The sequence below is a fragment of the Hymenobacter antarcticus genome (assembly GCF_039539545.1).
GTDB lineage: Bacteria > Bacteroidota > Bacteroidia > Cytophagales > Hymenobacteraceae > Hymenobacter > Hymenobacter antarcticus.
Genome location: NZ_BAABDI010000007.1, coordinates 129,548 through 141,540 on the forward strand (window position 1 = coordinate 129,548; position 11,993 = coordinate 141,540).

Genomic DNA, 11,993 nt, shown 5'->3' on the forward strand with positions numbered 1-11,993 from the left:
TAACGACAGGTCAGACTTTAACATTTCGTGGCGGCATTTGTATGCTTGTCTACTCGGTGCCTCGGCCTGTTCGTCTGTTTGCCACCTGCTTTTTGCGTTGTTGCCAACAGGTTGGCAGTAGTTGTTGCTGTTATTGAAGGCAATAGCCGGCCGGGTAGGTCAAATCGTTTGTACATTCCGGCCGTTTCCGCACCAACGCCGCTGCGCCTGTTTGCCGCCCGGCGGGCCGTTGCCGCCCGCGGTTTGCGGTAGCCGGCACACTTTTCTGTCATCCTCTTCTATTTCTCACTAACCCTTCTTTGCATGAAAAACGTCTTACTCCTCTTCGTATTCATTTTGGTTGGGCTGGCGGCCCAGGCCCAGAAAATAACCGTCACCGGCCGCGTGCTGGGCGCGGCGGGCGAGGCTCTGCCCGGCTCCACGGTGCTGGAACGCGGCACCAGCAATGGCACCAGCTCCGGCAGCAACGGCGAGTTCACGCTCTCCGTCAACCCCAACGCGACCATCACGGTGCAGGCCATTGGCTTTGCCACCCAGCTGATTCCGCTCAATGGCCGTACCAGCCTCGACGTGCGCCTCCTGGCCGCCGCGCAGGACCTGAACGAGGTGGTGGTGACCGGCTCGCGCGCCAGCGAAGGCCGGTCCAACATCCTCACCACGGCTCCGGTCGACGTGATTTCGGCCCGCGAAATCAGGGCCTTCGCCCAAACCGACGTGGCCCAGGTGCTCAGCTTCGTGGCCCCCTCGTTTCAATCGGCCCGCCAAACCATCTCCGACGGCACCGACCACATTGACCCGGCCAGCCTGCGCGGCCTCGGCCCCGACCAGGTACTGGTGCTCGTGAACGGCAAGCGCCGCCACGCCTCCTCGCTCGTGAACGTGAACGGCACCGTGGGCCGCGGCTCGGTGGGTACCGACCTCAACGTTATTCCGGCCGCTGCCATCAAGCGCATCGAGGTGCTGCGCGACGGGGCGGCCGCCCAATACGGCTCCGATGCCATTGCGGGTGTGATTAACATTCAGCTTAAAGACGATACCACCGGCGTAAACGTGAGCACCACCGCCGGCCAGACCGTGGAGAGCGACGGCAGCGTGTTTCAGGCCGATGCCAATGTGGGCTTTGGCCTGGGCGGGCGCGGCTTCATCAACTTCAGCGGCCAGTACGTGAACCGCGGCTACACTAACCGCAGCGGCGAGGACACGGCCCCGCTGCTCTACTTCGGCGACAACGGCGGCAATTATCCCGGCACGGCCAACACCCCGGCCCTGCGCCAGGCCCTGAAGGCCCGCGACGATGCCCGCGCCGCCGCCAATGGCTACGACCGCCGCAACCTGCGCTTCGGCAACTCCGACTCGCGCAACTACGGCTTCTTCCTCAACGGCGGCTTCGATTTGGCCCCGGGCTTCGAAGCCTACCTGGCCGGCGGCCTCACGCGGCGCGAGGGCAAGGCTGCCGGCTTTGCCCGCCTGCCCGGCCGCTACAGCGCCCAAAACGACAGCCTGATGTACCCCAACGGCTTCCTGCCCTTCATCGAGCCCACCATCAACGACCGTTCGCTCATCGCCGGGGTGCGCGGCAAGGTGGCCGGGTTCGACTTCGATTTGGCCAACACCTACGGCCTCAACAGCCTCGACTACCGCGTCACCAACTCGCTCAACGCCAGCTTGCCGGCCGGTTATGGGCAGCGCAATTTCTACGGTGGCCAGCTGTTTGCCCGCCAGAACTCGACCACCCTGGGCTTCGTTCGCAAGCTCACCGACGTGGGGCCGCTGACCTCGCTCAACGTGGCCTTCGGGGGCGAGTTCCGGTCCGATAACTTTCAGATTGCCGCTGGCGAACCCAACTCGTACGCGCTGGGCCTGCCCGGCAGCGGCACCAGCCGCCGCGTAAACACTGGCCCTACCAGCACGGGTCTGGCCGCCGCCGGGGCGCAGGTGTTTCCGGGCTACCAGCCCACCGATGCCCTCGACCGCTCGCGCACCAACGTGGCGGGCTACCTCGATTTGGAAAGTGACATCGGCACGCGCCTGCTCGTGGGCCTGGCCGGCCGCGCCGAAAACTACTCCGACTTCGGCAGCAACATCAGCGGCAAGGCCTCGGCCCGCTTCAGCATCCTCGACAACCTGGCCGTGCGCGGGGCCATCAGCAACGGCTTCCGCGCCCCCTCGTTGCAGCAGCGCTACTTCACCAGCACCAGCACCCAGTTTGTGCAGGGTGTGCCTCAAACCGTGCTCACCGCCAGCAACGAAAACCCGATTGTGGCGGCCTTCGGCGTGGGCTCGCTCAAGCAGGAAACGTCCATCAACTACAGCGTAGGTCTGGCCGGGCGCATTGCCCCCAGCCTCACCTTCACCGTCGATGCCTACCAGATTGACCTGAAAGACCGCATCGTGCTTTCGACCCAGTTCAACCGCTTCACCAATGCCACCGTCGAAACCATCCTCACCAACGCCGGCCTCACCCGCGCCAGCAACGGGGCCGGCATCGTGCAGTTCTTCGCCAACGCCGTGGACACCCGCACCCGCGGCCTCGACGTGGTCCTCAACGAGCGCCTCGCCCTCGGAGCCAAAGGCAGCCTGACGCTGACGGCCGCGGCCAACTTCACCGAAACCACCGTCACGAGCGTAAACGTGCCCAGCACCCTCGTGGCCGATGAGGGCCTGCGCAATACCTTCTTTGACCGGCAGCAGCGCGGCCGCCTCGAAAGCGCCCAGCCCAACAGCAAAATCGTGCTCAGCGCGGGCTACACCGTCGGCAAGTTCGGCCTCCAGCTCCGCACCGTGCGCTTCGGCGAAGTGCGCTTCTTCGATGCCCGCCTCGACCCCGCGCCCACGGCCGAGGTAAGAAATTCGGCCGGCGTGGTCACCGCCATCGCCGTGACCAACCCCGTCCGGTTCTCGGACATTGACCAGACCTTCGGAGCCAAGTGGGTGACCGATGCTACCGTCAATTTTCAGCTCCTCAAACCGCTGGGCATCGCCATCGGGGCCAATAACCTGTTCAACGTCTACCCCGACAAATACCGCGTAGCCGCCCGCAACAGCGCCACCAATTTCAGCGTGGACCCCAGCAATAGCCCCGCCACCAACGGCGACAACACCGCTTACGCCTCCAACCTCGACAACACCAACCGGGGCCGTACCCTCTACAACCCCAACCAATTCGGTTTCAACGGCGCGTTCTATTTCGCCCGCCTGAACTACACGCTGTAGTACGGCCGGTTTCTTTCAACACCAAAACGCCCCCGGCATGGTTGCCGGGGGCGTTTTGGTGTCAATACTGGTGGTCATATCCGCTGGCCGAAGCCGCTGGCCGGAGTTTAAGCGTAGCGACAACTCCGCGCCGCCAGTTGTGCGAGTTTGCAACTCGCCTGCTGAACGAACGGCCCGCCACATGGGCGAGTTGTTGTTATCCGCTGGCCGGAGTTTAAGCATAGCGACAACTCCGCGCCGCCAGTTGTGCGAGTTTGCAACTCGCCTGCTGAACGAACGGCCCGCCACACGGGCGAGTTGCAAACTCGCGTTACTGCCGGGCGCGGAGTTGTTGCTACGCTTAAACTCCGGCCAGCCCGCAACTCGCGCTACTGCCGGGCGCGGAGTTGTCGCTGCGCTTAAACTCCGGCCAGCTTGCCAGCGCGTTGGTGGGCCAGTTACTTCCCGCCGGCCGAGTTGCTGTCCAGAATCTGAAACAGCTCGTTGAGTTTTGGGGTCAGGATGATTTCCGTGCGGCGGTTCATGGCCTTGTTCTGGGGCGAGTCGTTGGCGGCTACCGGCACGTACTGGCCGCGGCCCGAGGCCGTGACGCGCGCTGGCGAAACCCCCGCCGTGGTGAGCAGGCGGGCGATTTCGGTGGCCCGCAGGGCGCTCAGGTCCCAGTTGTCGGTCATACCAGCCGTGCCCGACCGGATAGGCACGTTGTCGGTGTGGCCTTCCACCACTACGTTCACGTCTTTCTGCTCTTGCAGCACCGTGGCCAGCGTTTTCAGCGCCTCCTGGCCCTTGGGGTCCACTTTCGTCGAGCCCGATTTGAACAATAGTTGCTCGGAAAGCGACACGTACACCTTACCATCCTTCAGCTTCACCTGAAGGTCGCTGCTGTTGAAGCTGAGCAGGGCCTTGCTCACGCGGGCCTTCAGGTCGGCCACGGCCTGGTCCTTGTCGGCCAGGGCTTTGGTGAGCTCGGTGAGGCGCACTTCGCGGGTTTGGAGGTCGGCGGCGAGGCGGTCGTTGGCAGCTTTGCTTTTTTGGAGCGTGGTTTCCAGCTCGCCCAGCTCGGCCTCCCGGCGGGCCAGGTCTTTGGCCACCTTGTTATAGTCCGAGGACTTGTTGGCCAGCTCCCGGTCGCTGTTCTTGAGTAGCTTATCGTAGCTGTTGTTCAGCTCGTTGTAGAGGCTGCGGGTTTTGCGGTAGGCCGAGCCGGTTTCGGCCGAGTCGGTCACGAGGCGCTTTTGGGTGAGGCGGAGCTGGGCCAGCTCGTCGGAGGCTTTTTGCAGCTCGGCGGTGGCCCCGCGGTACTGGCGCTCCACGGCGGCCTTGCCTTCGGCATCGGCCTTCTGGCGGGCGCTGAGGTCGTCGTATTTCTTGGCCGTCACGCAGCTATTGAGGGCCGGGGCGGTCAGCAGCGAGAGGGCTAACAGGGCAGGAGAGAAGCTTTTCACGGATGGGGGAGGCGCAATGGCATGCCGTCGGCGTGCCGGACTGCCCGGCCGCGTTGGCCCGGCAAGGTAGCGCCTGGCGCGCCGCCAATGCGCCAAAATCACCTTCGGCCTCCAAAATTCGACCTATATTTGCCGGCCTCCCCACGCAGGATTTTACGTCCTGAATTCCACCCTAATTCCCTCTTTTCTAATGGCCTCCACCCTCGTCCTCAGCCCCGAAAACGAAGCGTTGCTCACTTACCAGGCCCGCGTGGGCCGGGAGCTGATTCACGCCCCCGGCCCCGACTTTCTGGACCGCTGCTTTGTGCCCGGCAGCCGCACGCCGCAGGTGCTGCGCAGCCTGGGGGCCATCTACAACCACGGGCGGCTGAGCGGCACCGGCTACCTCAGCATCCTGCCCGTCGACCAGGGCATCGAGCACACCGCCGGAGCCTCGTTTGGGCCGAACCCAATGTACTTCGACCCCGAAAACATCCTGCGCCTGGCCGTGGAAGGAGGCTGCAACGCCGTAGCCACCACCTTCGGTACGTTCGGCGCGGTGGCCCGCAAATACGCCCACAAAATCCCGTTCCTGGTCAAAATCAATCACAACGAGCTGATGACCTACCCCAATAAATTCGACCAGATTCTGTTCGGCTCGGTGCGGCAGGCCTGGGACATGGGCGCTACCGCCGTGGGGGCCACCGTGTACTTTGGCTCGGCCGAAAGTACACGGCAGATTGCCGAAATCACGGCCGCTTTCGAAGAAGCCCACGCCCTGGGCATGGCCACCGTGCTCTGGTGCTACATCCGCAATAACTCCTTCAAAACCACTGACAAGGATTTCCATGTGGCCGCCGACCTCACCGGCCAGGCCAACCACCTGGGCGTGACTATGGGGGCCGATATCATCAAGCAGAAGCTACCCGAAAATAACGGCGGCTTCCCGGCCCTGAAATTCGGCAAAACCTTCTCGGCCATGTACGACCAGCTCAGTACCGACCACCCCATCGACCTCACCCGCTACCAGGTGCTGAACTGCTACGCCGGCCGCATCGGCCTCATCAACTCGGGTGGCGAAAGCCTCGGGGCCGGGGATTTGGAAGCCGCCATCAAAACGGCCATCATCAACAAGCGGGCCGGCGGGCAGGGGCTGATTTCGGGCCGCAAGGCCTTTCAGCGGCCCTTTGCCGAGGGCGTGGAGCTGCTCAACGCCATTCAGGACGTGTACCTGGATAGCCGGATTACGTTAGCGTAAGGCCGAAGTCGCGGCCCGCAGGTCAGCGCACGACAGCGTTACTTATAGCTTAACTTATGACTTATCTTTGACGCCCGGTTTTACTCAGCCCTGGCAAGCCCGACGCTTGCGGCTTCTCCCCCTCATATAAAAGCTGCTGGCTACCCGCCAAAAGCTCCTAGTTTACAAGAAATATGGCCTGGTTCAAGCGCGTAGAAAAGGGCATCGTCACCCCCACCGACCAGAAAAAAGAAACGCCCGACGGTCTCTGGCACAAGTGCCCCGAGTGCAAAACAGTGGCCACCATGGCCGAGCACAAGCGCCTGCTCCACGTGTGCGGCAACTGCAACCACCACGACCGCATCGACGCGGCCGACTACTTCGAGTTTTTGTTCGATAAGGGCGAATTCACGGAGCTGGATGCCGACCTGACTTCCGGCGACCCACTGCACTTTGTCGACACCAAAGCCTACCCGCAGCGCGTAGCGACTACCGAGCGCAACACCGGCCTGAAAGATGCCGTGCGCACCGGCTACGGCCTGAGTGCCGGCCAGCCGCTGGTAGTAGCGGCCATGGATTTCAAGTTCATCGGCGGCTCGATGGGCTCGGTGGTGGGCGAAAAAATTGCCCGCGCCATCGACCACGCCCGGCAAACCCGCGCCCCGTTCCTCATGATTTCGCGCTCCGGCGGGGCCCGCATGATGGAAGCCGGCTACTCGCTGATGCAGATGGCCAAAACCTCGGCCAAGCTGGCGCTGCTCTCCGAAGCCGGCGTGCCCTACGTGAGCCTGCTCACTGACCCCACCACGGGCGGCGTCACGGCCTCGTTTGCCATGCTGGGTGATTTTAATATTGCCGAGCCCGGCGCGCTCATCGGCTTTGCCGGCCCCCGCGTTATCAAGGAAACCATCGGTAAGGACTTGCCCAAGGGCTTTCAGAGCGCCGAATTCGTGCTGGAGCACGGCTTCCTCGACTTTATCGTGGACCGCCGCGAGCTGAAGCAGCGCCTGGCCGACCTGCTGGGCATGCTGAAGCCCGCCCCGGTGGCGGCTGCCGGGCCCAGCGAAGCCCGCCGAACTTCTACAAAAGTGCATTAGCAGGCTGTAAGGGCAGTTTTTGGCTTTCGGCACACTTATTGAAAACCCGCTTCTTATACCGGAGCGGGTTTTTTCCGTACAAGGCCCCAAATACCATCACCAAACACTTTTTTACATGAATACCTCCAAATCCCTTCTTTCTGTGCTGATGGCCTTCGTGCTGCTGTTCAGCTCCTGCGCCACTTCGCAGCAAGCCGGCTCCACTCAGCCCGACCTCTCGACTAATAACGGTACCGGTGCCCGCAAAACCGGCATGAGCAAAACTGCTAAAGGCGGCCTGTTGGGCGCTGGTGGCGGAGCCGTAATCGGTGGCGTAGTTGGCGGCCTGCTAGGCGGCGGCAAAGGCACGGCCATCGGCGCTATTGTAGGTGCTGCCGCTGGCGGTACCACGGGTGCCATTATCGGCCGTAAAATGGATAAGCAGGCCGCTGACCTTCAGAAAGATATGCAGAACGCCAAAGTAGAGCGCGTGGGCGAAGGCATCAAAATCACCTTCGACTCGGGCATCCTGTTCGATACCAATTCGTCAACTTTGCGTTACGCTTCGATGAGTGAAATCGACAAGATGGCTGCCGTGCTGCAAAAGTACCCCGATACCAACGTGTTGGTAGAAGGCCACACCGACGCGTCGGGCTCGGATGCCATCAACCAGCCGCTTTCGGAGCGCCGGGCCCAGGCCGTGGCCAGCGAAACCATCTCCAAAGGCGTGTCGTCGAGCCGCATTACCACCCAGGGCTACGGCTCGACCCAGCCCATTGGCGACAATAGTACGATGGAAGGCAAGCAGGCCAACCGTCGCGTGGAAATCGCCATCTACGCTAATGAGAAAATGAAGAAGGCGGCTGAGAAAGGCACGCTGTAAGCATTCAGACCAGGGCCAATCAGGCCTCGGGTATAAAGAGGCCGCCTGCGAGGGCGGCCTTTTTTCATGCTTGCTACTGCCTGAATATGAGCTGATTCGGGTGGAATTATGAATTTATTCAGCAACCCTGGTTGTTGTGCCTGCGTTGAAAACCAGTTATTGCTTCTGTTCATTCTAACTGTATCGCATCATGAAATTTTCCAGCGCAGTATTCGCCTTTCTGTTAATGTTCTTCATGCTGGCCGGGGCCGGTGTCCAGGCTCAGACGCCTAAGAAGGGGTGGAGCAACAAGGCTAAAGGAGCCGCCATCGGCGGCGGTGCCGGAGCCGTGACCGGGGCCGTAATTGGCGGCGGCAAGGGGGCCATTATCGGCGGCGCGGCGGGCGTTATCGGCGGGGGCCTGATTGGCCGCAACAAAGACAGGAAAAAAGACCCCGCCCGCTACAACGCGTACCGGAACAGGAAAAAGTAAGCTGGTCCCTTGCCAAAGGCGCCAGTCTACCTAAACGGCCTTGCCTTCACGGCAGGGCCGTTTTTTTGGCTCCTGGCCGGCACCAGCCAGGTTTGGCCGGGCAGGGAAGCATGTTGAGCCCAAATAGTTTGGCAAGGTGGTTGCAAATGGCGTACTTGCCGGCCAGTTGCATATACAGCAGCTTTTCGCAGGCATTTTTTATCAAAAACCCTTTTTCAAACATGAAAATCTTTCGTTCGTCCCTAACTTTCCTGCTGGCCCTGCTGCTGTTGGTGAATACCTTCGCCCAGGCCCAGACTTCTACCGTTTCAACTGGCCGGCCTAAAGGCACCATGAGCAAAACCCTTAAAGGCGGCCTGATTGGCGGTCTGGGTGGCGCAGTGGCCGGTGGCGTGGCTGGCCGCCTGATTGGCGGCAAGTCGGGCACCGCTAAAGGGGCCATCATCGGAGCCGTGGTAGGCGGCGCGGGTGGAGCCCTCATCGGCCGCCGGATGGATAAGCAGGCCGCTGAATTGCGCCGCGACCTGGAAGGCGCCAAAGTAGAGCGCGTGGGCGAAGGCATCAAAATCACCTTCGCTTCGGGCATCCTGTTCGGCACCAACTCGTCGAGCCTGACCTCGGAAGCCGCCGGCAACATCGACCAGCTGGCTGCTACGGTGAAAAAATACGCCGACACCAACGTAGTGATTGAAGGCCATACCGACAGCTCCGGCTCGGATGCTATCAACCAGCCCCTCTCGGAGCGTCGCGCTCAGGCGGTGGCCAACGAAATTCAGGCCCAGGGCGTGGATTCCGGCCGTATCACGTCTACGGGCTACGGCTCGACCCAGCCCGTGGCTGACAACACCTCGGCATCCGGCAAAGCTGCCAACCGCCGCGTGGAAGTAGCCATCTTCGCCAACGAGAAGATGCAGAAGGCTGCTAAACGCGGCCAATTGTAATAATTAGTGCTCCCGCGCCAAGCGGCAACAGTTCATTGAAAAGCCGGCGACCCATTGTGGTCGTCGGTTTTTTTGTGTCAGGTCAGTTGGGTAATGTATTTCGGGCAACCTTGCTCCGCGCCAGCCGGTACAACCGGCCATGCCCGCACCCGACGTTACCTACGCCACGGCCGCTGCCGAAAAAGCCTGGGCCGACCACCAGATTCTCGACCACTTTTACGGCCATCTGCCGCCCGAACCGCGCCGCCCGCCCATGCGCGAGCTGATTTCGACGGTCCTCTCGCACCGCACCACCCACGCCGACGAGGAGCTGGCCTACGACCGGATGCTGGCAGCTTTCGGCGACTGGCCCGGCGTGCTGGCCGCCCCTACGCCGGAGCTGGCCCACGCCATCCGGACCACGCGCTGGCCCGATACCCAGGCCCCGCGCATTCAGGAAATCCTGCGGCGCATTCAGGCGGAGACCGGCGGGCCGTTTGACCTGGATTTTCTGGCCGACTGGCCAACTTCAACAGGCATGGCCTGGCTGACGGATATGCCCGGCATCGGGCTCAAAACGGCTTCTTTGCTGCTGCTTTTCAATTATCACAAGCCCGTCTTGCCCGTCGATACTCATGTGCACCGGGTGGCGCAGCGCGTGGGCTTTCTGGGGCCGAAGGTGTCAGTGGAGAAGGCGCACAGCGTGCTGCTGGCGCTACTGCCGCCCGATGCCGAAACGCTGTTCAACTTCCACAAACACAACTACTGGCACGGGCAGCAAATCTGCTTTTTCCTGAAGCCGAACTGTGCCCGCTGCCCGCTGAAAGGGTTTTGCAGCTACTATGAAGAGCATTTCGGTGAGGTCACGGCCGAAGCCTTGGCCGCCACGCCGGCTAAGTGGGACCCTACCGCTTGGGGAAAGCTGCCGCATTAGAATAGTCACCCGAACGTCATGCTGAGCTTGCCGAAGCATCTCTACCGCGCAAGCAATCAGTTACTATTGCGGTAAAGATGCTTCGGCAAGCTCAGCATGACGTTTGGGTGACTGTACCTTTACGCCATGCGCCTCGTCAAGCACCCCGTCCTCTGCAATTACTACGTCACGTACCGCTGCAATGCGAAGTGCGCGTTTTGCGATATCTGGGAGAAGCCCTCGCCCTACATCACGCCGGAGGACGTGGCCAGCAACCTGCGCGACCTCAAGCGCCTGGGCGTTTCGGTGATTGATTTCACCGGCGGCGAGCCGCTGCTGCACCGCCAGCTGCCCGAATTTCTGGGGCTGGCCCGCGACATGGGCTTTATCACCACCGTCACGACCAACGGCCTGCTCTACCCCAAAAATGCCGAAAAGCTGCGCGGCAAGGTCGATATGCTGCACTTTTCGCTCGACTCGGCCGACCGCGATACCCACGACCTGGGGCGGGGCGTGGCCTGCTACGATTTCGTGCTCGAAAGCATTCGCGTGGCCAAAGAGCTGGGCGAGCGGCCCGATATTCTCTTCACCGTGTTCCGCAAAAACCTGGCGGATTTGGAGGCCGTGTACCGCGATATCACCCAGCCCAACGGCCTCGTCCTCATTCTCAATCCCGCCTTTGAGTACGGCGATGTGGAAACCGGCGAGCAGCTCACGCCCGAAGAGCTGGACTACCTCTCCGCCTTTGGCAAGCGCAAGGGCGTGTATTTGAACGAAGCCTTCATCGAGCTGCGGCGCGATGGCGGCAACCATATTGCCGCGCCCGTGTGCCGGGCCGCCAGCACCACGCTGGTCATCTCGCCCAGCAACGAGCTGGTGCTGCCCTGCTACCACCTCGGCGAGCAGAAATTTCCCATCGAAGGCAAGCTCTTCGACCTTTACAACGCGCCCGAAACCCAACGCCTGGCAGCGCTGGAAGGCCGCCTGCCCGCCTGCGAAGGCTGCACCATCAACTGCTACATGCAGCCCAGCTTCGCGGTCGAAACCAGCAAGTATTTCTGGCAGGCGCTGCCCAGCACGCTCAAGTACAACTGGGAAAAGGGGACGTGGAAGCGGCTGATTGGGGTGGCGTAGAACGTCATGCCGAGCGCAGCCGAGGCATCTCGCGTGAATCGTTGGATGATTGAGTCACTTTCCCGAGCGAGATGCCTCGGCTGCGCTCGGCATGACGTTCTTTTGCTCACTGCTCACTGCTCACTGCTCACTGCTCACCGCTCACTGCTCACTGCTCACTGCAAATGCCCGCCCTCATTCTCCCCGTTCACGGCATCTCGCCCATTATTCCCGCCGACTGCTTCATTGCCGATAACGCCACCATCGTAGGCGACGTGGTACTGGGTTCCAAATGCACCGTCTGGTTCACGGCTGTCATTCGCGGCGATGTGCACAGCATTCGCATCGGCGACGAAACCAATATTCAGGACGGCGCGGTGTTGCACTGCACCTACCAAAAAGCCCCGCTGAGCATCGGTAGCCGCGTCAGCATTGGGCACCGGGCGCTGGTACACGGCTGCACGGTGGAAGATGATGTGCTCATTGGTATGGGGTCCATTGTAATGGACCACGCCGTGGTGGGCACGGGCTGCATCATCGCGGCCGGAGCCGTAGTGCTGGAAAATTTCGTGTGCGAGCCGGGCTTTTTATATGCCGGGGTGCCCGCCAGAAAGATTAAGCCCGTGACGGCGGAGCAGCGCGAAGGGCTGAAGCGCACGGCCGCCAATTATCAGACTTACGCCAGCTGGCTGCAGAGTTAAAAGTTAAAACCCCGTCTGACGATTCAGATGGGGTTTTTAAC

The 11,993-nt window shown here is 61.8% G+C and carries 10 protein-coding genes; 9 read left to right on the forward strand and 1 reads right to left on the reverse strand.

Annotated elements, in window-relative coordinates:
• Positions 1–303: 303 nt before the first annotated feature.
• A complete protein-coding gene (locus tag ABD819_RS07450) occupies positions 304–3,213 on the forward strand; it encodes a TonB-dependent receptor (RefSeq protein WP_345122641.1) in 2,910 nt (969 codons plus the stop codon).
• 437 nt (positions 3,214–3,650) lie between these two features.
• On the opposite strand, the gene ABD819_RS07455 is transcribed toward ABD819_RS07450, so the two are convergent.
• Entirely contained in the window at positions 3,651–4,658 is a 1,008-nt protein-coding gene (locus ABD819_RS07455; protein ID WP_345122643.1) for an OmpA family protein, read from the reverse strand.
• Positions 4,659–4,848: 190 nt separating this feature from the next.
• Between ABD819_RS07455 and ABD819_RS07460 the strand changes: the two genes are divergently transcribed.
• The 8 genes from ABD819_RS07460 to ABD819_RS07495 all read left to right on the forward strand — a co-directional run bounded on the left by ABD819_RS07460 (position 4,849) and on the right by ABD819_RS07495 (position 11,952).
• Positions 4,849–5,895, forward strand: coding sequence for a class I fructose-bisphosphate aldolase (locus tag ABD819_RS07460; protein WP_345122645.1), 1,047 nt, complete (start codon positions 4,849–4,851; stop codon positions 5,893–5,895).
• Between the two features lie 173 nt (positions 5,896–6,068).
• Entirely contained in the window at positions 6,069–6,971 is a 903-nt protein-coding gene (gene accD, locus ABD819_RS07465; protein ID WP_345122647.1) for an acetyl-CoA carboxylase, carboxyltransferase subunit beta, read from the forward strand.
• A gap of 115 nt (positions 6,972–7,086) precedes the next feature.
• Complete coding sequence (locus ABD819_RS07470; RefSeq protein ID WP_345122649.1) at positions 7,087–7,833, forward strand: YiaD family glycine zipper/OmpA-like lipoprotein; 747 nt, start codon at positions 7,087–7,089, stop codon at positions 7,831–7,833.
• A gap of 190 nt (positions 7,834–8,023) precedes the next feature.
• The gene (locus ABD819_RS07475) at positions 8,024–8,305 is read left to right on the forward strand and encodes a YMGG-like glycine zipper-containing protein (RefSeq protein ID WP_345122651.1); all 282 of its coding nucleotides are present in this window, start codon (positions 8,024–8,026) and stop codon (positions 8,303–8,305) included.
• A 221-nt stretch (positions 8,306–8,526) separates the two neighbouring features.
• Positions 8,527–9,246, forward strand: coding sequence for a YiaD family glycine zipper/OmpA-like lipoprotein (locus tag ABD819_RS07480; protein WP_345122653.1), 720 nt, complete (start codon positions 8,527–8,529; stop codon positions 9,244–9,246).
• 139 nt (positions 9,247–9,385) lie between these two features.
• Positions 9,386–10,159: an endonuclease III domain-containing protein gene (locus ABD819_RS07485; protein WP_345122655.1), complete on the forward strand. Its 774-nt coding sequence runs from the start codon at positions 9,386–9,388 to the stop codon at positions 10,157–10,159.
• 126 nt (positions 10,160–10,285) lie between these two features.
• Positions 10,286–11,272, forward strand: coding sequence for a radical SAM protein (locus ABD819_RS07490; protein WP_345122657.1), 987 nt, complete (start codon positions 10,286–10,288; stop codon positions 11,270–11,272).
• A gap of 164 nt (positions 11,273–11,436) precedes the next feature.
• Positions 11,437–11,952, forward strand: coding sequence for a gamma carbonic anhydrase family protein (locus tag ABD819_RS07495; protein ID WP_345122660.1), 516 nt, complete (start codon positions 11,437–11,439; stop codon positions 11,950–11,952).
• Positions 11,953–11,993: the final 41 nt, after the last annotated feature.

Coding starts and splice junctions, on each gene's coding strand:
- ABD819_RS07450 (WP_345122641.1), top strand. CDS start 304: ATGAAAAACGTCTTACTCCTCTTCGTATTCATTTTGGTTGGGCTGGCG.
- ABD819_RS07460 (WP_345122645.1), top strand. CDS start 4,849: ATGGCCTCCACCCTCGTCCTCAGCCCCGAAAACGAAGCGTTGCTCACT.
- accD (WP_345122647.1), top strand. CDS start 6,069: ATGGCCTGGTTCAAGCGCGTAGAAAAGGGCATCGTCACCCCCACCGAC.
- ABD819_RS07470 (WP_345122649.1), top strand. CDS start 7,087: ATGAATACCTCCAAATCCCTTCTTTCTGTGCTGATGGCCTTCGTGCTG.
- ABD819_RS07475 (WP_345122651.1), top strand. CDS start 8,024: ATGAAATTTTCCAGCGCAGTATTCGCCTTTCTGTTAATGTTCTTCATG.
- ABD819_RS07480 (WP_345122653.1), top strand. CDS start 8,527: ATGAAAATCTTTCGTTCGTCCCTAACTTTCCTGCTGGCCCTGCTGCTG.
- ABD819_RS07485 (WP_345122655.1), top strand. CDS start 9,386: ATGCCCGCACCCGACGTTACCTACGCCACGGCCGCTGCCGAAAAAGCC.
- ABD819_RS07490 (WP_345122657.1), top strand. CDS start 10,286: ATGCGCCTCGTCAAGCACCCCGTCCTCTGCAATTACTACGTCACGTAC.
- ABD819_RS07495 (WP_345122660.1), top strand. CDS start 11,437: ATGCCCGCCCTCATTCTCCCCGTTCACGGCATCTCGCCCATTATTCCC.